Raw genomic sequence first — 22,489 nt, 5'->3', positions numbered from 1 at the left:
GGTTTGATCATGAACCCATTCTACTATTATCCCTAACTAGATTGTATACCGCGTGATTTGGTTTTACTAACCTTTTTTAACTAGTTAAAATAACTTATTTGAAAAACAAAAAAACCGCTATAAACCGGTCTCAGATTGTCGACAAAATGGGTTCTATCTAATTTTAAAACAAAAGTGATTGGAACGGAGGTGCGAGACTCCTGCGGGAAAAGCGAGTCCAAGGGAGACCCCGCAGGCGCAAGCCGAGGGCGGACCGCCCGCGGAAAGCGAGTGCCTGGAGTAGAAATCAACGTTCGAGTTTTACAAACAAAAAAAACTGCAGGCAAACTCGCTTTACTTCGAGTTTGTCTACAGTCCGAAACCGCCATATGCGGTTTAATGTCCTCCTAAATAGGCATTCTTGATTTCTTCGCTTGCGGTCAGTTCCTCTGATTTACCTGATAGGACAATTCGGCCGGTTTCGACAACATAGGCTCTGTCCGCGATGGATAGGGCTAAGTTGGCATTTTGTTCGACTAGCAGAATGGTTGTACCGGTTTTATTGATTTCTTCGATGATATGAAAGATTTGCTTCACCAATAATGGGGCGAGTCCCATGGATGGCTCGTCCAATAATAGAAGCCTGGGCTTGGCCATGAGTGCCCTGCCCATTGCGAGCATTTGCTGTTCCCCGCCGGAAAGGGTTCCGGATTGCTGTTTCAGGCGCTCAAGCAAACGCGGGAATAATTCATAGACTTTCTCCATATCCTGCTTGATGCCTGCCTTATCTTTACGTAAATAAGCACCAAGCTGAAGGTTTTCTTCAACCGTCATGTTAGCAAAGACCCGCCGTCCTTCAGGCACATGGGAAATGCCCATTTTCACGATGGATTGTGCTGCCTTTCCGCCGATGGATTGCCCTTCGTATATGATTTTCCCTTGTTTTGGTTTTAATAGGCCGGAAATGGTTTTCAGCATCGTGCTTTTTCCGGCTCCGTTCGCCCCGATCAGGGTTACGATTTCGCCTTCGTTAATAGAAAGCGAGATTCCTTTCAAGGCTTGAATGTTTCCGTAATAGACGTTGATGTCCTCTATTTTTAACATTATGAAACCTCCTCGCCCAGATAGGCCTCGATGACTTTTGGATTGTTACGGATTTCCTCTGGCTTTCCTTGAGCGATCAGTTGTCCGTGATCGAGTACATATATGCGTTCGCAAACACCCATGACAAGCGGCATATCATGTTCGATCAATAATACGGTCAAATCAAATTTCTCACGAATGAGGGCAATCAGGTTCATGAGCTCGTGAGTCTCCTGGGGGTTCATCCCCGCTGCCGGTTCATCCAGCAAAAGCAGTTTCGGATTGGCTGCAAGTGCACGGGCGATCTCCAAACGTCTTTGTTTACCATATGGCAGGTTCTTCGCCTTTTCATCCTTATATTGATCCAGGTTGAAAATCTTCAGGAACTCAATCGCCTTTTCATCCATTTCCTTTTCGCCTTTAAAATGGATCGGCATCCGGAAGATCGAACTTAAAATGCTATGCTTCGAAAGGGAATGATAGGCCACCTTTACATTATCGATTACGGATAGTTCGCTGAATAAGCGGATGTTCTGGAATGTCCGGCTGATTCCTTTTTGCGTAATTTTATATGGAGGCTTTTTTCTCAAGTCCTCCCCTTCTAAAGAAATCGTTCCCTCCGTCGGGACGTAAACCCCTGTCAGCAAGTTGAAAAAGGTGGTTTTCCCGGCTCCGTTCGGACCAATCAAGCCAACTAATTCCCCAGGGTACAGCTCGACGTTAACATCGGAAACGGCTTTAAGCCCTCCGAACTGGATGCCGACCGAATCGACTTTAAGCAGCGGTGTTTTTATTTTCATGGCTGCTGCCTCCTTTACGTTTGAACATGGAAGTTATTTCTTTTGTCCCCATTAAACCTTGTGGACGATAGATCATCATGACGATAAGCACTAGGCTGTAGATGATCATACGCGTTTCGGGATAATCCTGGAGGAATGTCGTGACCACAGTCAGTAATATGGCAGCCAATACGGCTCCTGACAGACTTCCAAGACCGCCCAGTACGACTAAGATCAGGATATCGAATGACTTCAGGAATCCGAAGTTCGATGGCTGGATGATGTAGAAGTTATGAGCGTATAGCCCTCCAGCAATTCCGGCGAAAAAAGCACCGATCGCAAACGCGACAACTTTGTAATAGGTCGTATTGATCCCCATCGAATCGGCAGCCGTCTCGTCCTCACGGATCGAGATGCACGCTCTTCCATGGGTAGAACTTGTGAAGTTCCTGATGACGATGATCGTAACGATAACGGAAGCGAATACCCAAGGCCAGGTGGTCAAATGGGAAACCTGCATGCCGCTCGCCCCGCCAACATAATCGATATTCAAAAGCATGATCCGGACGATTTCCCCAAATCCCAGGGTTGCAATCGCCAGGTAATCGCCTTTTAAGCGTAAGCTTGGAATTCCGATGATCAATCCTGCCAACGCTGCCGCCAAACCGCCCACTATCAACGCTAGAGCAAATGGCATTTGCAGCTTCATGGTCAAAACGGCTGAAGCATAGGCACCGACTGCAAGGAATCCTGCATGTCCGATGGAAAACTGCCCGGTTATCCCGATGATCAAATGAAGGCTCGCTGCCAAAATGATATTGATCCCGATGAACATGAGCGTATTTTGATAAAAAGGATTTAGCGATCCGCCGCCGATTAACACTTGAATTGCGGCGAAAAAGATCAATGATAGTGAAATCGAGAGCCAAAAACCTTTTGCTCGCTTAATTGTAGTCATTGCTTTGTCTCCCCTATACTTTTTCTTTTTTGTTTTTACCGAATAAGCCTTGTGGCAAGAAAATCAAGATAAGAATCAGTACGACGAAGGCTACGGCATCACGCCATAATGAGTAACCGGCGGCACTGACCAATGCCTCGATGACACCAAGCAATAAGCCACCGACCATCGCGCCCGGTATGATTCCGATCCCTCCAAGTACGGCGGCAACAAATGCCTTCAATCCCGGAAGCACTCCCATAAGCGGCTCGATCTTAATATAGTAAATACCGAAAATGACGCCCGCTGCCCCAGCTAATGCGGAACCGATTGCAAAGGTGGCAGAAATCGTGTTGTCAACATTAATTCCCATCAGTTTAGCTGCATCCGCGTCGAAGGAAACGGCACGCATGGCTTTTCCTATTTTTGTTCTATGAACGATGATTTGAAGAATGATCATCAGGACTACAGCCACTCCAAAAATCAAGACCGATTGACTATTGATGGAAACTCCAAAAATATTGAACTTGTCTGCCGGCAATACATCATTCGGATAAGCTTCCGGCTGTGCACCGCGGACGTAGATGAATCCGTATTCGATCAAAAGGGAAACCCCGATGGCCGTGATAAGTGCGGCAATACGAGTTGCGTTACGCAATGGCTTGTACGCGATTCGCTCGATCAATACCCCAAAGAGCGCACACACCGTCATCGAGATTAATAGAGCGGGCACGAATGACAGATCCAGAACCGTTATCGAGTAAAATCCAACGAATGAGCCAACCATGAAGACATCCCCATGGGCAAAGTTTATCAATTTAACAATCCCGTAAACCATCGTATATCCGAGAGCGATAAGGGCATAAATACTTCCTAGTGAAACCCCGTTTATTAACTGTTGTATCAATTCCATGTTCGACTCTCCTTGAAAAATCTAATTTTATAAGTGATAATTCCAGACTCTTCTCGTTCCGCTAAGGGGAAGTTCAGCGACCTGGTATGCTTGAAAAATGAGAATTCGCCAGCACCTTCAGATTGACGAAGGGCCGGCGAAAGGGTTGGAGTTGTTCTCCGGAATTAAGGATTGATTTTAGTGTTGAATACTTGTTTACCCTCTTTAAATTCAAGGATGGTAGCGGATTTGATTGGATTATGTTTTTCATCCAATGTAAATGTACCCGTTACAAGCTCAAGGTCCGCCGTTTTTTCCAGTGCTTCTTTAATTTTTTCTGAATCCGCCGATCCAGCACGTTTAATCGCATCTGCAAGGAAATATCCTGTGTCATAGCCTAGAGCGTTAAATGCATCCGGGGATTTATCTTTGTACTTCGCTTTAAATGCTGACACAAAATTCTGAATTTTTTCATCAGGGTCACCTGAAGAATAATGGTTCGTGATGAACGTATTATTTAGAGCCTTTGTACCGGCAATTTCTACTAGCTTAGGAGAGTCCCAGCCGTCGCCGCCCATAAATGGAACATCAAGTCCAGTTTCCCGTGCCTGCTTCACGATCAGACCAGCTTCCTCATAGTAACCAGGAAGGAAGATGAAATCAGGTTTTGCCGATTTCAAACGAGTCAATGTGGAACGGAAATCAGTATCCTTCGCAATGTAAGCTTCCTCAGCCACGACCTTTCCGCCATTTTTTTCGAATTGTTCTTTAAAGGCTGCGGCTAAACCTTTTGAATAATCGCTTGAACTGTCAATATAGATGGCTGCAGTTTTCGCTTTGATTTCAGTACTGGCAAAATTCGCAGCAACCGTTCCTTGGAACGGATCGATGAAGCTTGTCCTGAAAATGTAATCGTTCAATTTATCCTTGCTGAAAGTGATTTCAGGGCTTGTACCGGAAGGTGAGATGACCGGCACTTTGTTATCTTGTGCAATTTGCACTTGGGCAATCGAGTTCGTGCTTGTCGCTGCACCTACGATAGCTGCAACCTGATCTTGAGATGTCAGCTTGATTGCTCCGCTAGTCGCTTCAGACGCTTCAGATTTATTATCGACTTTTATTAGTTTGATTTTTTTTCCGTCAATGCCTTCTTTATTGATTTCTGCAGTCGCAAGTTCCAGGCCTTCCGCAATCGATTGACCATATGAAGCTACACCACCTGATAATTCAAGGTTGACACCGATCTTGATCGTATCACCGTCCCCGCTTGATTTATCTGATGAACCGGAGCCGGAACAACCCGCTAGAACTCCTGCAGCAAGTGTTAGAGAAAGGAATGCACCTGCTAGTTTTTTCTTCTTCATAAATAATCCCTCCATTTTGTAATCATAGCTCTGATGCGTGAATATTTATTCACGATGCTTCAGAAGAAATTGATTAGATGAAATTTTTCAAATTAAATTAATATTTCGAAAAATAGTTTACCGCATAATTTTCATTCCGTCTATACAATAATTGTGAGAAGAATTCGCTAAATAGGATATTTTTCACAGCATGTACAGGTCGTTTTTATTTTTATATATTTTAAATATTGCGAAAACAGTGGATATAATCAGAAAAAACTGATAATTTAACTATATTAATATTGTAAAATCCTTTATTACTACTCAAAAAAATTTATTCATTCTTTCATTTATATCATCCTATTAATTACATTTTTGCCAAAATACAAGCATCTTGATAGGGAATTAAACCCAGTTTCTTTGCTCTTTTTTAGTCTTAATTCCTATATCAAAATTGAATAATACTATTTGAATGTATAAAATCCTGCATGAACCTCCACCCCATTTTTAAGCTTCTTCGTATATTTTTTATATCCCAATCCTCATTTCCCCACAAAAAAAACCGCCAAACGGCGGTTCAGTGGCCTCCTAAATAGGCCATTTTAATTTCTTCACTTGAAGTGAGTTCCTCGGCATTGCCCGAAAGGACGATTCGGCCCGTTTCAACGACATAAGCCCGATCTGCAATGGATAAAGCGAGGTTGGCATTTTGCTCAACCAAAAGGATCGTTGTCCCGGCTTCACTGATTTCCTGTATGATGTTGAATATTTGCTTTACCAGCAGCGGTGCAAGGCCCATCGAAGGTTCATCGAGCAGTAATAAACGTGGCTTCGCCATTAAAGCCCGGCCCATAGCAAGCATCTGCTGTTCACCACCTGAAAGCGTGCCGGCCTGCTGTTTGATTCTCTCCAGCAGCCTCGGAAATAACTCATGGACCTTTTCCATATCCTTTTTGATGCCCTCTTTGTCGTTTCTCAAATAGGCACCAAGCTCCAGGTTTTCGGCAACCGTCATGTTCGCAAAGACACGGCGGCCTTCAGGTACATGGGATATACCCATTTTCACTATGGACTGTGCAGCTTTTCCTCCAATCGGATCGCCTTCGAACAGAACTTTTCCCTGCTTTGGTTTTAACAGCCCGGATATCGTTTTGAGCAACGTGCTTTTTCCGGCTCCATTCGCCCCGATCAGAGTCACGATCTCCCCTTCGTTAATCTCCATGGAAACACCTTTTAACGCTTGGATATTGCCGTAATATACATTGATGTCCTCTATTTTCAGCATCATGAAACCTCCTCGCCTAGATACGCCTCGATAACTTTAGGATCGTTGCGGATTTCTTCCGGCTTTCCATGAGCGATAAGCTGTCCATGATCAAGTACGTAAATCCGTTCGCATACCCCCATGACCAGTGACATATCATGTTCGATGAGCAATACGGTAAGGTTGAATTCCTTCCTGATAAAAGCGATGAGATTCATCAATTCTTTCGTTTCATGCGGGTTCATACCTGCTGCGGGTTCGTCCAGTAAAAGCAGTTTGGGGTTTGCCGCGAGAGCACGTGCAATTTCCAGCCGCCTTTGCTGTCCGTATGGAAGATTCTTCGCTTTTTCATCCTTAAAATGGTCAAGCTTGAAAATCCTCAAGAATTCCAACGCCTTTTCATCCATTTCCTTTTCACCGGAAAAATGTCCCGGTAGCCTGAATATGGAGCTTGGGATCATATGCTTGGCAAGCGAGTGGTAAGCAACCTTCACATTATCGATCACAGATAACTCACTGAAGAGGCGGATATTTTGAAAGGTCCTCGAAATCCCTTTTCGGGTAATTTTATAAGGCTGCTGCTTTTTTAGATTTTCCCCGTTCAAGGCAATCGTCCCTTCTGTAGGGACATACACACCCGTCAACAAATTGAAGAAGGTCGTTTTTCCAGCTCCATTCGGTCCGATCAGGCCTACAAGTTCCCCCGGAAATAATTCCATGTTCACATCGGACACGGCTTTCAATCCGCCAAAACGGATACCCACCGAATCTACTTTAAGCAACGGTATTGTGGCTCCCATCCTTTGGTCCCCCTTTCGTTTTTTTATGTGTGAACAATGTCGTGATTTCTCTTGTTCCCATTAAACCCTGTGGGCGGAAGATCATCATCAAGATCAGGACAAGACTGTATATGATCATCCTCGTTTCCGGATAATCCTGAAGGAATGTCGTCACGATCGTCAGTAAAATGGCAGCCAAAACCGAACCTGAAAGACTTCCAAGACCGCCAAGTACGACGAAAATCAGTATATCGAAGGATTTTAGGAAACCGAAATTCGATGGCTGGATAATATAGAAATTATGGGCATAAAGCGATCCGGCAATTCCGGCAAAGAAAGCTCCGATGACGAAAGCCGCCACTTTATAATAGGTCGTATTGATTCCCATCGCATCAGCCGCCGTTTCATCCTCCCTTACGGATATGCATGCACGTCCATGAGTCGAATTGGTGAAATTCCGGATGACTATGACGGTGATCATGACACAGGCAAATACCCATGGCCATGTAGTCAGATGGGAAACCTGCATCCCGCTTGCCCCGCCTACATATTCAATATTCAAGAGGACTATTCGGACAATTTCCCCAAAACCTAGTGTAGCTATCGCCAAGTAATCCCCCTTCAGACGCAAGCTGGGTATCCCGATCACCATACCGGCAGCTGCGGCGATGATGCCCCCTGTCAATATCGCCATGATGAAAGGAAGTTCCAGTTTCATTGTCATGACCGCCGAAGCATAGGCCCCTACCGCTAAAAACCCTGCATGTCCGATCGAGAACTGCCCGGTTATTCCAATGATTAAATGAAGGCTCGTTGCCAGCATGATATTGATGCCTATGAACATGAGTGTGTTGATATAAAATGGATTGAGCATACCGTTTGTAATGGTGTACTGCATGATTCCGAAAAAAATAAGTGCGAGCACGATCGAGAGCCAAAAACCCTTTGAATTCTTTAAAGTAGTCATCGCCTTGTCTCCCCTATACTTTTTCTCTTTTATTTTTACCGAATAGTCCCTGAGGCAAGAAAATCAAAATCAAGATAAGAACGACGAAAGCCACACCATCGCGCCATAATGAGTAACCGGCAGCACTGACCAAAGCCTCGATCACTCCAAGCAGAAGACCACCGACCATCGCTCCCGGAATGATGCCGATGCCGCCCAAGACTGCTGCAACAAACGCTTTAAGGCCAGGAAGGACACCCATCAACGGCTCGATTTTAATATAGTAGATCCCAAAAATGACGCCGGCAGCCCCTGCCAAAGCCGAGCCTATGGCGAAGGTAGCTGAAATCGTATTATTCACATTGATTCCCATAAGCTTAGCGGCTTCGGAATCGAATGAAACGGCACGCATCGCTTTGCCGATTTTGGTTTTATGGACAACGAATTGTAGGATGATCATTAAAATGATGGATACAGATAAGATCAATATCGATTGACTGCTGATGGAAACTCCCAATATATCGAGTTTATCCATCGGAAGGACATTATTTGGATAGGCTTCCGGCTGGGCGCCCCGGATGTAAATCAGCCCATTTTCTATTAGAAGGGAAACACCGATGGCCGTTATCAAGGCCGCAATCCGTGTTGCATTACGAAGGGGTTTATAAGCGATCCGTTCAATTAAAACGCCAAAGATGGCACAAGTGACCATCGAAATCAATAAAGCCGGGATGAAGGATAAGTCCATTACGGTAATGGCGTAAAACCCTACAAATGAACCAACCATGAATACGTCGCCATGGGCAAAGTTTATCAGTTTGACGATTCCATATACCATCGTATAACCAAGCGCGATCAATGCATAAATGCTGCCGAGTGAAATGCCATTTACCAATTGTTGAATCAGTTCCATATTGCACTCTCCCCGATAAGGTGTTTTTTAAGTGAATATAGAATAGGGGGGACTTGCCCCCTATCCAAGTAGGTATTATGGATTGATTTTCGTCTTGAATGTTTGTTTGCCATCTACATATTCCAAGATGGTCGCCGATTTGATCGGATCATGATTTTCATCCAGGTTCAGCGTTCCGGAAACTAATTGAAGATCTTTGACTTCTTCCAACGCTTGTCTGATTTTTTCGGGGGAAGCATCTCCAGATCTCTTGATGGCATCAGCCAGGTAGTAACCAGTATCATAGCCAAGTGCGGCAAAGGCATCCGGTGTTTTATCGTATTCCTTTTCGAAGGCTGCAACGAAATCCTGGATTTTTGCATCTTCATCTTCAGGGGAATAGTGATTCGTGATGTAGGTATTTTTTAAAGCCTCCGCTCCGGCAATTTCAACGACTTTCGGGGAATCCCAGCCGTCCCCACCCATGAATGGAAGGTCTATGCCGTCTTCACGTGCCTGCTTTAAGATCAATCCGACTTCTTCATAATAACCAGGAAGGAAAACGAACTCTGGTTTGGCGGATTTGATACGTGTCAATGTAGAGCGGAAATCAGTATCTTTTGTAACATAAGCTTCTTCCGCCACGATTTTACCACCCTTGGCAGTGAACGCTTCTTTAAAAGCGGCGGCCAATCCTTTAGAATAATCACTTGCGCTATCCACATAGATCGCAGCTGTCTTCGCCCCTATTTCGTCAGATGCGAAATTGGCTGCCACCGTACCTTGGAATGGATCGATAAAGCAAGTTCTGAACACATAATCGTTTAATTTTCCAGCTTTGTTGGTGATGTCGGGATTTGTTGCAGTTGGTGTGAGAAGAGGAACTTTATTATCCTGTGCGACCTGAACCTGTGCCAATGTATTTGTGCTTGTCGCTGATCCGACTACAGCCACAACCTTGTCCTGGCTGACTAACTTGATCGAACCGCTTGTAGCTTCTGCTGCATCTGATTTATTATCAACCTTGACGATTTCCAGTTTTTTACCGTCGATGCCCTCTTTATTAATTTCATCGATGGCCAGCTTCAAACCATCGGCAGCCGATTGGCCGAATGATGCCGTACCTCCGGACAGTTCAAGGTTGGCCCCAATTTTGATCGTGTCACCCGATTTGGATGAACCCCCGCCTGAACTGCTAGTTTTCGAGTCGCCGCTACAACCTGCCAGCGCCCCTGCAACCAAAGAAAGTGATAGGAACACTCCTGCTAGCTTTTTCTTCTTCATTTGAAACCCCCTTGTTTTGTATGTTCTTTTTAATAAATAGAATATTTGAATAAAAAATAATATTCTGAAAATAGTTTATCTCATTCTTTCGACCCCGTCTATATGATATGGATAAAAAAGTTATTAAAAGGGAATATCTCCTATTAGACAAAAAAAACTGACCCTGTATAGAGTCAGTCAACTTATCAATCATTTACACGGCGTACTTCAATATCTTTTAAAATATCATTGATCACCCAGCTTGCTGCAATTAAGCCTGCAACAGATGGTACGAAAGCATTCGAAGATGGCGGCATTTGGGCCTTACGGATTTTTGCCTCATCATTGCCGACTTCTTTTCGGACATCCTCACGAATGACAATCGGACTTTCGTCGGAGAAGACAACGGGAATTCCCTTTGTTATGCCCTCTTTACGCAATCTAGTACGAATGACCTTGGCAAGCGGGTCGGTATGCGTCTTGGAGATATCGGCAATTTGAAAACGTGTCGGGTCCATTTTATTGGCGGCCCCCATGCTTGAAATCACCTTGATATTCCGTTTCAGGCATTCCTTCATCACATGCATCTTATAAATGACCGTATCGGATGCATCAATGACATAGTCCAGTCCATAACTGAAGAATTCTTCAAACGTTTCTTCTGTATAGAACATTTTAAGGGAAATCACTTCGCAGTCGGGATTGATGTCCTGAATGCGATTTTTCATCAATTCCGCTTTCGGTTGACCGACTGTTGATAATAGTGCATGAATCTGTCTGTTTACATTTGTGATGTCGACATCGTCTTTATCCACAAGAATAATACGGCCGACCCCCGTGCGTGCCAATGCTTCAGCCGAAAAAGAACCTACGCCTCCTACACCCAGGACAGCAACGGTCGTGTTTTTCAGGATATCGATGCCTTCCTTGCCTATTGCTAATTCATTTCGTGAAAACTGATGCAGCATATATATTCAACTCCAATAAATTCTGTTCTTATTTAGCTTCCCAATTAACAATATATCATAAACATCATTTATGACAAGCGAAATATGAGCAGTCTAATCGGAATTAGTGTACTAGGTCATTTTTGCTAATTTCTGAATGACGTTCGCCAGCAGGAGAGTCCGTTCTGTCAGGCTGGGAATTTCCAAATACTCCTCTTCACTATGTGCATTCCCTCCAATGGGCCCGAGTCCATCTACTGTCGCTATCCCCAATACAGAAGTAATAGATGCATCCGAACCTCCACCCGTGGCCGTATCTGTGATTTTTATGCCGATTTCCTCCCCGGCCTGACAGATAGTCTCTAAAAGCAAGTTCGTTTTCTCGTTCTTTTCCATGGGAGCCCGGTCCATTTTCCCGCTTAATGTCGTTTTCGTCCCTGGAATATAAGTTTCAGCGCAGATTTTTTTCAGCTGTTTAAGAATGATAGCTTCTTGCTTTTTTTCCGAGATCCGTACATCCACAAAAGCAGCCGCATGGGCAGCGATGGCATTGACAGCAGAACCTCCTTCAATCATGCCGACATTAACGCTAATACCTTTCTTTTGATCATTCAATCGGTGTAAGGCAATGATCTTATTAGCCAATTCTTCAATTGCACTCCGACCCTTTTCCGGTTCGATCCCTGAGTGGGCTGCCACCCCCACTATATCCACTTTAAATTGACCGCATCCCCTTCTTGCCGTGACAAGTGAACCATCCGTCCTTGCCGGTTCAAGAATTAACGCGAACTTCTTATTGGCCCCTTTTTCCGATATGAGTGAAGCGGAAGACGGAGACCCGATCTCTTCATCACTATTGAGAATGATTTGAATATGCTTATAGCCTGTCTGCCCCGTCTGTTTCAAGCAAAGGACCGCATAAAAAATCTCAACTAAACTAGCCTTCATATCAGCTACACCAGGACCGTATGCCCGATTTCCCTTCACTCTAAAAGGACGTTTTTGCGCTGTCCCTTCTGGAAAAACCGTATCCATATGGGCGACGACCAGAATATGCGGTTGATGTGCCTCACGATGCTGGATGACCAGCTGATTTCCATAATTCTGCTGCTCAACGGTATTCACAATAAAATCCAGGCTTTCAAATTTCGCTTTTAAAATCGAACCAATTTCATCAATACCCTTTTTCGTATGAGAACCACTATCTATATTCACTAGCCGCTCCACTAATTGAAGCATTTCGTTCCTCTTTGCATTCAATAAATCTTTCAAAGCCCTCACTACTTTCTATCATTGGCTGATTATAATTCCAACCTTACTATAATTTACGAATCTATATTGCGGAATGTTACTTAAATGGGGATATTTGAAGTTTATTCGAGAGTTTTTGGGGTTTACTCGTGAGTTTGCGGCTTTTACTCGTGAGTTTTGGCTTTTTACTCGTGAATTTGGGGCTTTTACTCGTGAGTTTTGGCTTCTTACTCGTGAATTTGGGGCTTTTACTCGTGAGTTTTGGCTTTTTACTCGTGAATTCGGCTCGTTTACTCGTGAATTAATCCTTCAAGACTATAAGCTCTATTTTTAAATTGCCCTGAATAAGGCAACCCCAGGGCAGATAGCATTCGTTGCATGATATCGATTGAATCTATTTGTAAAAAGAGCCGTGCTTGTTTATTCGTAATCTTGGGTTTTATAAGGAGAGCGAAATCACGAAGAGTTTGTATGTGGGCATCTTTGGAGGCGTAAGAACATTGACCGCATGACCATTTGCCCCAGTGATATTGCATATGGAGAGTTGAGCATTTAGGACATTGAACGCTTTTGAGCAGATCTTGCTCATCGATTTGATACCATTCGAGTATATCCTGATTATGTGGAGTGTTTGTTAGCATCATTGTGTTCGAAAGTCTATTTCTCTGCCTTTGAGTTAATTGCTCAGAAGGATACTTTTCTTCAAGGGTGTGAATTTTGGAGATTAGGGTTTCTTTTCCCGTGATTCTTTTGAAAATGGGGGTAAAACCTGGGGTAGTCCTGATGATGGTATTCGAGTTTGCATTGGCTATAAGCGTTTCAATCGGAAGCGCGGGGAATTTATGAAAAGCGAGCCAATCCGATAATCGGGATTTTTGCACGTCAACCTGGATTAGCGGGTTCAGATAAGCTTGTTCCTGACCATCTTTTGTTCTAATCAATTGAGGATAGGTGCGATCAAAGTAGAGCATTCCCGCAAAGTTTTTCACTTCGATGATGATACAGACATTCCGGGTGATTATAAGGAAATCCATTTGAAAATAACGACTCCCATCGTTGCTTAACCTCAAGTCATGCAATACTTGATATTCTTTTGAAAGATCCTTCAACTCATTTCCAATACTCCGCTCCCCGTTAAAACCTGTATCGATTTTACGGAAATCGTTCCTTATCTTTTCCTGTTTTGGATGGTTTGGTGATAGCCTCCTGCTTAATGCCTCCAGTTTGAGCATTTTCAATGGCTTTTCACACGGTTTTAGCATTCATTCATCAACTCCTTGTCCTTTAGCTTCTTTGTTAATGCACTCTTTTCCTGCTGGTAAACTGAAAATCAGCATTTTACCCTGAGTTTGCTCTGTTTAATTCGTGAATCTGTTCCTTACTCGTGAGTTTTGGCCTTTTACTCGTGAGTTTTGGCTTTTTACTCGTGAATTTGCGCCTCTTACTAGTGAATTTCGGCTTTTACTCGTGAATCCACGCCATTCACTCGTAAGTTACGCTATTTTAACGCACAAAAAAACCCATGTTATTTAACATGAGTTGCTTTGTAATATGTAAGAGTCCCAATTGTGCCGTTTACGCCTTTGTTTTGAACCCGCTCTCCGCAGGTGGGTGCTCGGTTCCTCGCGTTTGTAAGTCCTCTTCGAGGGAGGCATTTACGCGGCCAGGAAACTAGTGCTCCCGGTAACTATAAGTGTTCGGTCAAAACTTATAGGTTAAAGAACGAACACATCAGGACTCTTACTTGTTGAAGATATCATATCATAATGCTTAACTCCGTTTCAAGAGAAAGCATCTAGGTATTTTTTCATATTTTTTCCCAGTTTTATTACTTTTTTAGTGCAGCAAGCCTTAGGTTAAGTTCGGCCAATTGCTTGTCACTTACAGCACTCGGTGCGTCAACGAGTAGGTCGCTTGCGCTTGCTGTTTTCGGGAATGCGATGGTATCGCGAAGGTTCGTGCGGCCTGCAAGCAGCATGATCATACGGTCCAATCCAAGGGCGATTCCGCCGTGTGGTGGCGTTCCGTATTCGAATGCATCCATTAGGAAGCCGAATTGTGCGTTTGCTTCTTCTTTCGAGAATCCAAGGACTTTGAACATTTTTTCCTGAACGTCGCGTTCGAAAATCCGCAGTGATCCACCGCCAAGTTCGTAGCCGTTCAAGACAAGGTCATAAGCTTGTGCTCGGACGCTTGCTGGGTCTGATTCCAGTTTGTCCATGTCTTCACGGAATGGCATTGTGAATGGATGGTGTGCTGCATAGTAGCGTCCTTCTTCTTCGTCATATTCAAATAATGGCCAGTCCGTCACCCATAGGAAGTTGAATTTGCTTTGATCGATCAAGCCTCTTTCTTTACCAAGCTTGTTACGAAGTGCTCCTAGTGCATCGGCGACTATGCCTTTTTTATCCGCCACGAACAAGATTAGATCGCCCACTTCAGCTTCCAATACGGATACTAATTGCTGTTGATCTTCTGCGAAGAATTTAGCGATTGGCCCTTTTACTCCGTCTTCTTCAACTTTCAGCCATGCAAGGCCTTTTGCACCGTAGATCGCTGCAAATTCAGCCAATCCGTCAATATCTTTACGGGAATAGTCCGCATTTCCGTCCTTAACGACGATCGCTTTAACTTGTCCGCCGTTTGCAACAGCGCCGGTGAACACTTTGAAATCACTGTCTTTCACGATTTCCGAAACATCTTTAAGTTCCATTCCGAAACGCGTATCCGGTTTGTCTGAACCGTAACGGCTCATCGCTTCATTGTATGTCATTCTAGGGAATGGCAGTGTTACGTCAAGTCCTTTAACATCCTTCATCACTTTAGCCATCATGTTTTCTGCGGTGTTAATGATATCTTCTTGGCTCATGAAGCTTGTTTCAATATCGATTTGCGTGAATTCAGGCTGTCTGTCAGCACGTAAATCTTCATCACGGAAACAGCGGGCAATTTGATAATAACGTTCGAAACCGGATACCATCAATAGCTGCTTGAAGATTTGCGGTGATTGCGGAAGTGCATAGAACTCACCTTCGTGTACACGGCTAGGCACTAAATAATCTCGTGCTCCTTCAGGTGTACTTTTCGTTAAGATAGGTGTTTCGATATCAAGGAAGCCTTCACCGTCCAAGTAATCACGGATTGCTTTTGTTGTTTGGTTACGCATTTTCAACGTTTCGAACATCGCCGGACGACGCAAGTCCAAATAACGGTATTTCAAACGGATATCTTCTGAAACATCCGTTCTTTCATCAATGATGAATGGAGGGGTTTTAGCCTCGTTTAAAATTGTAACGTTTTCTGCTTGAACTTCGATGGTACCTGTTGTTACATTCGGGTTGAAGTTGGCTTCATCACGTTTGATGACTATCCCTTGGATATCAAGGACGTATTCATTACGGATCTTTTCAGCTGTGGCCAATGCGTCTGCCGAAATGTCCGGATTGAAAACGACTTGGACGATTCCGCTTCTGTCACGCAGGTCGATGAAGATTACCCCGCCCAAATCCCGACGTTTTTGTACCCATCCTTTTAATGTTACTTTTTCACCAATAGCTGCTTCTGTCACTTCACCATTGAAGTATGTTCTGCCAAACATGGTATTTCCCCCTTAAGCCTGTAGCTTTTTGAATTGTTCAACGAATGTGGCAAGGTCCATTTGGACTTGTTCACCAGTTTCCATGAACTTTACATTGATTTTATTATTTGCCAATTCATCTTCCCCGAGTGTCGCCACATATCTCGCTTCCAGGCGGTCGGCTGATTTGAATTGAGCTTTCACTTTACGGTCTTGATAGTCTTTTTCGACAGTAAAACCGGCCTTCCGCAATTGATGGGCAAGTTTGACATTATAATCCTTGGCTGTTTCACCTAATGAAACAAGATAGCAGTCAATTCCCTTTTTGATCGGAAGCTCGATGTTCTCTGCTTGCAATGCTGCAATCAGGCGTTCAATGCTAAGAGCAAAGCCGATACCAGGTGTTTCCGGTCCGCCAAGTTCTTCAGACAGCCCGTTATATCTGCCGCCTCCGCAAAGTGTAGTAATGGCACCAAAACCTTCTGCATCACTCATGATTTCAAAAGCGGTATGATTATAGTAATCCAAGCCCCGCACAAGTGTAGGATCTTCGACGAATTCTATTTCCAAATCCGTAAGATGCTGTTTCACTTTTTCGAAATAAATACGGGATTCATCATTTAAATATTCAATGATGGATGGCGCGGTGTTCATCAATTCATGATCGTGATCTTTTTTGCAATCCAGGATACGCAATGGATTTTTTTCCAGGCGGTTCTGACAATCGCCGCAAAACTCTCCAATCCGAGGTTCGAAATGTTTGATTAAAGCATTGCGATGCGCTGTCCGGCTTTCCTTATCACCAAGGCTGTTGATCACAAGTTTCAGCTTTTTCAATCCAAGTTCTTTGTATAGGTTCATCGCAAGTGAAAGAACCTCTGCATCGATTCCGGGATCCTTACTACCTAAAGCTTCGATGCCGAATTGAACGAACTGGCGGAAGCGGCCTGCTTGTGGACGTTCGTAACGGAACATCGGTCCGATATAATAAAGCTTGACCGGTTGATTGGCCCACCCGAACATTTTGTTCTCGATATATGACCGAACAACTGATGCGGTGCCTTCCGGACGAAGGGTTAAATTCCTTTCACCGCGATCTTGAAATGAATACATCTCTTTTTGTACGATATCGGTTGTATCACCTACACCACGTAAAAATAATTCGGTGTGTTCAAAAATCGGTGTGCGGATTTCTTTATATTGATAACGGTGACAAATATCACGCGCTGTCTTTTCGATATACTGCCAAATTTCCGTTTGGCCAGGCAATAAATCCTGGGTACCTCTAGGAATCTGAATAGACATATATGTTTCCTCCTTTAAAGCAAAACGCCCTTTATCCAGCGCTATACTGATTTTTTCCAAACAAAAAACTCCCGCCCCTTGTAACTTATCCGTTACAAGGGACGAGAGTTTGGATATCCCGTGGTGCCACCCTAGTTGAAGCACAAAAAATAAGTGCCCCCGCTCAAAAACAGTTAACGCCTGTTTTACGTCCATCTCCTATTAAGTAAAACCGTTCGGAGTGAAGCCTACGGAGGGTTCTTTCATTAAGTCATCATGTGGAATGCTTTCAGCCTCGGCATTTCCTCTCTTTTCATGTGTTTCTTAATTACTCTTCTCCATCATTGGTTATTGCAGTAATAAGTCTGATATTTTATAATCATACGGACGTTAACATCAAATGTCAAGGCAGGCTGAGGATTTTGTCGCATTTTATTGGTTCAAATGTTTTTTCAAATTTTTGACCGTCCGGACATTGACTCCGAATTCGGATGCCAATTCAACAAGGTTTGCGCTTTGTTCCTTCTGGATGAAATCGTGAAAATCGACACCTAATACTTGATTGCCTCCGCTTAAGCTCGTTTGATCTTTTTCGCTGAATTTCATGTAGGTTCCCTCCTCGAGTTATATAAGCTTTATTCTTTCCAAAAAAAAATGTTTTTTGCACTGGGAAAGAGGGAAATTTTTATTGAACGAGAATACATACATATAGACATTAAAAGGGAGAGACAACTTATGAAGAAGAAATCGGGTTTATTCTGCCTGATCCTGATGCTGATGATCTCAGCAATGTTCCCCGTCAATCATGCTTTTGGAAAAGAAGAAGGGGAAATTATCGTGACGTCCAAAGTGGTCAATGTCCGTGAAGGTGCAGGTCTCAGTTTCCCTATCGTAAAAAAACTGGCAAAAGGGGAATCGTATCCAATACTGAAAGAAGATGGCGACTGGATTGAAATCCGGATTGGCGTCGGCAAAACAGGATGGGTCGCCAATTGGTTAGTGGAGAGAAAATCGGAGTCGGATACCAATCAGGTCAAAAAGGAATCCGGACAAGGTATGATATCCGGTAGCTCCGTCCGCGTCCGTACAGGTCCCGGAACTACATTTCAAACGGTTGGTTCCTTGAGTAAAGGAACAGCTGTTGACATTATCGAAAAGAATGAAAATTGGATAAAGGTTAAAACGGCGGATATCGAAGGTTGGGTCTCTTCTGACTACCTTAAGCTTCCCGCCTCATCTGGGAATGCAGCGAAGAAAGATTCTACTAAGGAAAAAGAAACGAATCAATCCGTAAAAACCGGAGTCACTTTGGTGGACCGGCTCAATGTCCGTTCGGAACCATCGAAAAGCAGTGCCGCGCTCGGAAAGCTGAATAAAAATACGGCAGTGACCGTTTACAGGGTTGAAAATGAATGGGCTGAAATTGATTTCCAAGGAGTCCGGGGTTGGGTAGCTGAACCTTACATACAAATAAGCGAAGATGAAGATGATACGAAAATTAATATGGCAGGCGCGACTGCAAGGGTGACCGCTGAAGGTTTAAATGTCCGGAAAGATGCCTCTCTGAGCAGCAAGGTCATCGGTTCGGTGAACAAGGATGAGACATACGCCATCTTGCAAACAAAGGGGAAAATGACGCAGATCCAGCTTTCCGGTACAAAAAAGGGCTGGGTAGTGAGTTGGTACTTGGAAAAAGAGAATGTTGAACAAACGACTAAGGAAAAGAAGATTGATGTAAAAGGAAACAAGATAACCATTATTCATGACGGAACGATCCTTAGAAGTGAGCCTGATGGCGACTCGGAGATCGTAGAGCAGGTCAATGAAGGTGAAACGTTCTCCGCATCAGGTAAGGAAGGCGACTGGTATTCCATTAAACTAAAGAGCGGAAAAACCGCTTATGTGGCTGGATGGATCGTGACGATCGAAGGGAATTCCGAACAGATCCAGCGACCAGGCGTTGAAAAATATTTAAAGGATAAAACCATCGTTATCGATCCCGGCCATGGCGGCAGGGATAGTGGTACAGTAGGGGTCGGTGGCACTCTTGAGAAAAACCTGACGATCCGGACGGCTGAGTTGCTGCGGGACAAACTTCAGGCGGCAGGAGCAAAAGTTATCCTGACCAGAAGCGGCAATACCTATGTTCCACTTCCTTCCCGGGTCGGCACTTCACATATCCATAACGCGGATGCTTTCATCAGCCTCCATTATGATAGCACCAAGGACCAGATCACCAGCGGGATAACTACATACTACTATCATGACTACCAACGTTCATTGGCCACTACACTGGCCAATTCACTCGGTTCCACCATGCAGGTGCCCAACCGCGGATCACGTTACGGGAATTTTCATGTTACCCGTGAAAACAAACGTGTAGCTACACTTATTGAACTAGGTTATTTAAGTAATCCGGTTGAAGAATTGACGTTAACATCGAATGAGTATCAAGAAAAGATCACATCGGCCATCTATAATGGATTGGCGCGGTATTTCAAATAAAGACAAGACAAGCCAGCTTCCCATCGAAGCTGGCTTTTCCATTCGTCGGCATTTATTTACCCAAACAAAAAAACCTGCCGCAGCAGGTTATTTTTTGCTTTCAAGTATTAATGTAACGGGACCATCATTAGTAAGCTGAACGTCCATCATGGCACCAAATTGACCTGTTTCCGTATGGACGCCTTTCTTGCGGAGTTCCTCGTTAAATGCTTCATATAATTCATTCGCCTCTTCAGGACGGGCGGCGTCCATGAAGTTCGGTCGACGGCCTTTACGGCAATCGCCATATAGGGTAAATTGCGAAACTGATAAAATGGAACCTCCTACATCCAATAGTGAGTGGTTCATCTTTTCATTTTCATCTTCAAATATCCTGAGATTGACAATCTTATCGGCCAAATATACGGCGTCATCGATTGTATCCCCATGGGTAATACCAACCAGAAGAACGAGTCCGCTGTCGATTTGCCCGATTACTTGGTCTGCAACAACGACTTTTGCCGCTTTGGAACGTTGTAAAACAACACGCATGGTAATAAAAACTCCTTAGTTCATTATCCTTCTGACGGAATAAACATCTGAAATTTGTTTTATACGGTCGACGACCTTTTGTAAATGGGCAATGTTATGAATGTAAATCGACATGTGAATGGTCGCGACCTTATTCCTGTCGGATTTACCAGAGACCGCTGAAATGTTGGTCTTGGTTTCATTGACTGCCTGCAGCACTTCGTTTAATAAGCCGCGACGGTCATACCCGCTGATTTCAATTTCAACGATGTATTCCTTGCGTTCGTTAATTGTACTTTCCCATTCAACCGGTACCAGGCGATGATCGGAATCCCCGCTTTCCAGGTTCGGGCAGTCTTGTCTATGGACTGAAACTCCACGGCCTTTGGTTATATAACCAACGATTTCATCTCCAGGAACTGGGTTACAACAGCGTGATAAACGGATAAGCAGGTTATCAATCCCCGGCACCTGTACACCTGAGTCACGTTTTTTAGTTGAATTGGAGAAGGTTTTCAGATCGGCTACCGCTTCTGAAATATCTGCTTCCTGCTCGACCATTTTCTGCTTTCGCCATTTTTCGGTAAGGCGGTTAGCTACCTGAAGGGCAGTTATTCCGTTATATCCGACTGCTGCATACATATCTTCTTCATTCAGGAAGTTGAATTTATCTGCAACACGCCTGATGTTCTCGGGAGTCAGGATTTCCTTCAGATCGAACTCCATATCCTTGATTTCTTTTTCAACAAGCTCTTTGCCTTTTTCGATATTTTCTTCCCGGCGTTGCTTTTTGAAAAATTGGCGGATTTTATTTTTAGCTTGAGATGTTTGCGTGAGTTTTAGCCAGTCCTGACTTGGACCATATGAATGCTTCGATGTTAAGATTTCAATGATGTCGCCAGTTTTCAGTTTATAATCCAGCGGTACCATTTTCCCGTTAACTTTGGCACCAATCGTTTTGTTTCCAATTTCCGAATGGATACGGTAAGCGAAATCAATTGGGTTGGAACCTGATGGGAGTTCGATGACATCGCCTTTAGGTGTGAAAATGAATACCATATCAGAAAAAAGATCTATTTTAAGGGATTCCATGAATTCCTCGGCATTAGTCGCGTCATCCTGGAATTCAAGAATTTCCCGGAACCAAGTCAATTTTTCTTCTAATGAAGGCTGTTCACCGACATCTTTTCCTTCTTTATAAGCCCAGTGCGCGGCAACCCCGAACTCGGCAATGCGATGCATATCGGAAGTACGGATCTGCACTTCGAGCGGATCGCCTTTCGGACCGATTACCGTCGTATGGAGCGATTGATACATATTCGGCTTCGGCATCGCGATATAGTCTTTAAATCGGCCAGGCATCGGCTTCCAGCATGTGTGGATGATCCCTAAAACCGCATAGCAATCTTTTATGCTATTGACGACGATCCGAACTGCAAGCAAATCATAAATTTCACTGAACTGCTTATTTTGCAAAGCCATTTTGCGATAAATGCTGTATATATGTTTCGGTCTGCCGGAAAGGTCAGCCTTAATGTTGACTTCCTCAACGTTTTTACGCACTTCATCAATGACTTCTTCCAGATACTCTTCACGTTCTGCACGCTTTTTCTTCATCAGGTTGACGATTCGGTAATACTGCTGAGGATTCAAATACCTTAGTGCAGTATCTTCAAGTTCCCATTTAATCGTGCTGATACCAAGACGATGGGCAAGCGGTGCAAAGATTTCCAACGTCTCGTTCGATATCCTTCTCTGCTTCTCCTGCGGCAGATGCTTCAATGTCCGCATATTGTGCAGTCTGTCGGAAAGCTTTATCAAGATTACCCGGATATCCTGGGCCATCGCCACGAACATTTTCCGATGGTTTTCCGCCTGCTGCTCTTGCTGTGATTTATACTTGATTTTCCCTAATTTGGTCACGCCATCCACGAGCATGGCGACTTCAGGACTGAAATTTTCTTCAATATCCTTCAGAGTGATCTCCGTATCTTCAACAACATCATGTAAAAAACCTGCCGCAATAGTTGCAGGGTCCATTTCAAGATCAGCCAGAATGCCCGCCACTTGAATCGGATGAATAATATACGGCTCTCCCGATTTACGGAATTGTTCTCGGTGAGCATATTCTGCATACTTAAACGCTCTATGAATAAATTCAGCTTCTTCCGGCTGAAGATATAAGCTGGCACGTTCTACAACCTGCTCGGCAGTCAATATTTGATCATTAGCCATTTAATCACCTTAACCCCACTTTA

At 44.0% G+C, this 22,489-nt stretch carries 20 protein-coding genes, 1 other RNA gene and 1 other annotated feature; of the genes, 2 read left to right on the top strand and 19 right to left on the bottom strand.

Annotated features, from left to right (window positions below; all coding sequences use genetic code 11):
• Window positions 1-375: 375 nt before the first annotated feature.
• From QUF86_RS14065 to QUF86_RS14010, 12 genes are all read right to left on the bottom strand, one after another.
• A complete protein-coding gene (locus QUF86_RS14065; RefSeq protein WP_063232914.1) occupies window positions 376-1,083 on the bottom strand; it encodes an ABC transporter ATP-binding protein in 708 nt (235 codons plus the stop codon).
• Window positions 1,083-1,862, bottom strand: a complete 780-nt coding sequence (locus QUF86_RS14060; protein WP_289315529.1) for an ABC transporter ATP-binding protein — start codon at window positions 1,860-1,862, stop codon at window positions 1,083-1,085. Before QUF86_RS14060 ends, QUF86_RS14065 begins: the two co-directional genes overlap by 1 nt.
• Entirely contained in the window at window positions 1,837-2,799 is a 963-nt protein-coding gene (locus tag QUF86_RS14055; protein ID WP_289315528.1) for a branched-chain amino acid ABC transporter permease, read from the bottom strand. The genes QUF86_RS14060 and QUF86_RS14055 overlap by 26 nt, the downstream gene beginning before the upstream one ends.
• Window positions 2,800-2,812: 13 nt before the next feature.
• Window positions 2,813-3,691, bottom strand: coding sequence for a branched-chain amino acid ABC transporter permease (locus QUF86_RS14050; RefSeq protein ID WP_289315527.1), 879 nt, complete (start codon window positions 3,689-3,691; stop codon window positions 2,813-2,815).
• A 164-nt stretch (window positions 3,692-3,855) separates the two neighbouring features.
• The gene (locus QUF86_RS14045; RefSeq protein ID WP_289334671.1) at window positions 3,856-5,034 is read right to left on the bottom strand and encodes an ABC transporter substrate-binding protein; all 1,179 of its coding nucleotides are present in this window, start codon (window positions 5,032-5,034) and stop codon (window positions 3,856-3,858) included.
• 556 nt (window positions 5,035-5,590) lie between these two features.
• Entirely contained in the window at window positions 5,591-6,298 is a 708-nt protein-coding gene (locus QUF86_RS14040) for an ABC transporter ATP-binding protein (protein WP_289315525.1), read from the bottom strand.
• Window positions 6,298-7,077 (bottom strand): ABC transporter ATP-binding protein, encoded by a 780-nt coding sequence (locus QUF86_RS14035; RefSeq protein WP_289334670.1) that lies wholly within the window; start codon window positions 7,075-7,077, stop codon window positions 6,298-6,300. Before QUF86_RS14035 ends, QUF86_RS14040 begins: the two co-directional genes overlap by 1 nt.
• Window positions 7,052-8,023, bottom strand: coding sequence for a branched-chain amino acid ABC transporter permease (locus tag QUF86_RS14030; RefSeq protein ID WP_289315523.1), 972 nt, complete (start codon window positions 8,021-8,023; stop codon window positions 7,052-7,054). Before QUF86_RS14030 ends, QUF86_RS14035 begins: the two co-directional genes overlap by 26 nt.
• Window positions 8,024-8,036: 13 nt before the next feature.
• On the bottom strand, window positions 8,037-8,915 hold the full coding sequence (locus QUF86_RS14025; protein WP_098369668.1) for a branched-chain amino acid ABC transporter permease: 879 nt from the start codon (window positions 8,913-8,915) through the stop codon (window positions 8,037-8,039).
• A gap of 75 nt (window positions 8,916-8,990) precedes the next feature.
• Complete coding sequence (locus QUF86_RS14020) at window positions 8,991-10,178, bottom strand: ABC transporter substrate-binding protein (protein ID WP_289315522.1); 1,188 nt, start codon at window positions 10,176-10,178, stop codon at window positions 8,991-8,993.
• 185 nt (window positions 10,179-10,363) lie between these two features.
• Window positions 10,364-11,125: a tRNA threonylcarbamoyladenosine dehydratase gene (locus tag QUF86_RS14015; protein WP_230155021.1), complete on the bottom strand. Its 762-nt coding sequence runs from the start codon at window positions 11,123-11,125 to the stop codon at window positions 10,364-10,366.
• A gap of 111 nt (window positions 11,126-11,236) precedes the next feature.
• Window positions 11,237-12,343, bottom strand: a complete 1,107-nt coding sequence (locus QUF86_RS14010; protein ID WP_289334669.1) for a M20 family metallopeptidase — start codon at window positions 12,341-12,343, stop codon at window positions 11,237-11,239.
• A 161-nt stretch (window positions 12,344-12,504) separates the two neighbouring features.
• On the opposite strand from QUF86_RS14010, the gene QUF86_RS14005 reads away from it, so the two are divergent.
• On the top strand, window positions 12,505-12,660 hold the full coding sequence (locus tag QUF86_RS14005; protein ID WP_289334668.1) for a hypothetical protein: 156 nt from the start codon (window positions 12,505-12,507) through the stop codon (window positions 12,658-12,660).
• Here QUF86_RS14005 and QUF86_RS14000 read toward each other — a convergent pair.
• The 5 genes from QUF86_RS14000 to QUF86_RS13980 form a co-directional block, all read right to left on the bottom strand.
• Window positions 12,646-13,617, bottom strand: a complete 972-nt coding sequence (locus QUF86_RS14000) for an NERD domain-containing protein (protein ID WP_289334667.1) — start codon at window positions 13,615-13,617, stop codon at window positions 12,646-12,648. The genes QUF86_RS14005 and QUF86_RS14000 overlap by 15 nt on opposite strands.
• Before the next feature lie 293 nt (window positions 13,618-13,910).
• A non-coding RNA gene (gene ssrS / locus QUF86_RS13995) (6S RNA) lies at window positions 13,911-14,096 on the bottom strand.
• Between the two features lie 87 nt (window positions 14,097-14,183).
• The gene (aspS, locus tag QUF86_RS13990; RefSeq protein WP_289334666.1) at window positions 14,184-15,953 is read right to left on the bottom strand and encodes an aspartate--tRNA ligase; all 1,770 of its coding nucleotides are present in this window, start codon (window positions 15,951-15,953) and stop codon (window positions 14,184-14,186) included.
• Window positions 15,954-15,965: 12 nt separating this feature from the next.
• Window positions 15,966-17,237, bottom strand: a complete 1,272-nt coding sequence (hisS, locus tag QUF86_RS13985) for a histidine--tRNA ligase (RefSeq protein WP_289334665.1) — start codon at window positions 17,235-17,237, stop codon at window positions 15,966-15,968.
• 94 nt (window positions 17,238-17,331) lie between these two features.
• Window positions 17,332-17,570 (bottom strand) — a binding site (T-box leader).
• Between the two features lie 78 nt (window positions 17,571-17,648).
• Window positions 17,649-17,822, bottom strand: a complete 174-nt coding sequence (locus tag QUF86_RS13980) for a hypothetical protein (RefSeq protein ID WP_289315514.1) — start codon at window positions 17,820-17,822, stop codon at window positions 17,649-17,651.
• 129 nt (window positions 17,823-17,951) lie between these two features.
• Between QUF86_RS13980 and QUF86_RS13975 the strand changes: the two genes are divergently transcribed.
• Window positions 17,952-19,721, top strand: a complete 1,770-nt coding sequence (locus tag QUF86_RS13975) for an N-acetylmuramoyl-L-alanine amidase family protein (RefSeq protein WP_289334664.1) — start codon at window positions 17,952-17,954, stop codon at window positions 19,719-19,721.
• An 87-nt stretch (window positions 19,722-19,808) separates the two neighbouring features.
• On the opposite strand, the gene dtd is transcribed toward QUF86_RS13975, so the two are convergent.
• Window positions 19,809-20,252 (bottom strand): D-aminoacyl-tRNA deacylase, encoded by a 444-nt coding sequence (dtd, locus tag QUF86_RS13970; RefSeq protein ID WP_289325890.1) that lies wholly within the window; start codon window positions 20,250-20,252, stop codon window positions 19,809-19,811.
• Between the two features lie 15 nt (window positions 20,253-20,267).
• Window positions 20,268-22,466 carry a RelA/SpoT family protein gene (locus tag QUF86_RS13965; protein WP_289315511.1) on the bottom strand — a complete coding sequence of 733 codons (2,199 nt, stop codon included), beginning with the start codon at window positions 22,464-22,466 and terminating at the stop codon, window positions 20,268-20,270.
• Window positions 22,467-22,489 lie beyond the last annotated feature (23 nt).

The organism is Peribacillus sp. NJ11, from assembly GCF_030348405.1.
In the GTDB taxonomy this organism is placed as follows: Bacteria; Bacillota; Bacilli; order Bacillales; family DSM-1321; genus Peribacillus.
The sequence above is the reverse complement of the archived record's forward strand: the minus strand, read 5'-3'. Positions and strand labels throughout refer to the sequence as shown.

Excerpts from the sequence above, each read along its gene's own strand:
- QUF86_RS14020 (WP_289315522.1), bottom strand. The coding sequence starts at position 10,178 with ATGAAGAAGAAAAAGCTAGCAGGAGTGTTCCTATCACTTTCTTTGGTT.
- dtd (WP_289325890.1), bottom strand. The coding sequence starts at position 20,252 with ATGCGTGTTGTTTTACAACGTTCCAAAGCGGCAAAAGTCGTTGTTGCA.
- QUF86_RS13980 (WP_289315514.1), bottom strand. The coding sequence starts at position 17,822 with ATGAAATTCAGCGAAAAAGATCAAACGAGCTTAAGCGGAGGCAATCAA.
- QUF86_RS14000 (WP_289334667.1), bottom strand. The coding sequence starts at position 13,617 with ATGCTAAAACCGTGTGAAAAGCCATTGAAAATGCTCAAACTGGAGGCA.
- QUF86_RS14040 (WP_289315525.1), bottom strand. The coding sequence starts at position 6,298 with ATGCTGAAAATAGAGGACATCAATGTATATTACGGCAATATCCAAGCG.
- QUF86_RS14060 (WP_289315529.1), bottom strand. The coding sequence starts at position 1,862 with ATGAAAATAAAAACACCGCTGCTTAAAGTCGATTCGGTCGGCATCCAG.
- QUF86_RS14065 (WP_063232914.1), bottom strand. The coding sequence starts at position 1,083 with ATGTTAAAAATAGAGGACATCAACGTCTATTACGGAAACATTCAAGCC.
- aspS (WP_289334666.1), bottom strand. The coding sequence starts at position 15,953 with ATGTTTGGCAGAACATACTTCAATGGTGAAGTGACAGAAGCAGCTATT.
- QUF86_RS14050 (WP_289315527.1), bottom strand. The coding sequence starts at position 3,691 with ATGGAATTGATACAACAGTTAATAAACGGGGTTTCACTAGGAAGTATT.
- QUF86_RS14015 (WP_230155021.1), bottom strand. The coding sequence starts at position 11,125 with ATGCTGCATCAGTTTTCACGAAATGAATTAGCAATAGGCAAGGAAGGC.
- QUF86_RS14055 (WP_289315528.1), bottom strand. The coding sequence starts at position 2,799 with ATGACTACAATTAAGCGAGCAAAAGGTTTTTGGCTCTCGATTTCACTA.
- QUF86_RS13965 (WP_289315511.1), bottom strand. The coding sequence starts at position 22,466 with ATGGCTAATGATCAAATATTGACTGCCGAGCAGGTTGTAGAACGTGCC.
- QUF86_RS14030 (WP_289315523.1), bottom strand. The coding sequence starts at position 8,023 with ATGACTACTTTAAAGAATTCAAAGGGTTTTTGGCTCTCGATCGTGCTC.
- QUF86_RS14010 (WP_289334669.1), bottom strand. The coding sequence starts at position 12,343 with ATGCTTCAATTAGTGGAGCGGCTAGTGAATATAGATAGTGGTTCTCAT.
- QUF86_RS14045 (WP_289334671.1), bottom strand. The coding sequence starts at position 5,034 with ATGAAGAAGAAAAAACTAGCAGGTGCATTCCTTTCTCTAACACTTGCT.
- QUF86_RS14025 (WP_098369668.1), bottom strand. The coding sequence starts at position 8,915 with ATGGAACTGATTCAACAATTGGTAAATGGCATTTCACTCGGCAGCATT.
- hisS (WP_289334665.1), bottom strand. The coding sequence starts at position 17,237 with ATGTCTATTCAGATTCCTAGAGGTACCCAGGATTTATTGCCTGGCCAA.
- QUF86_RS14035 (WP_289334670.1), bottom strand. The coding sequence starts at position 7,077 with ATGGGAGCCACAATACCGTTGCTTAAAGTAGATTCGGTGGGTATCCGT.
- QUF86_RS13975 (WP_289334664.1), top strand. The coding sequence starts at position 17,952 with ATGAAGAAGAAATCGGGTTTATTCTGCCTGATCCTGATGCTGATGATC.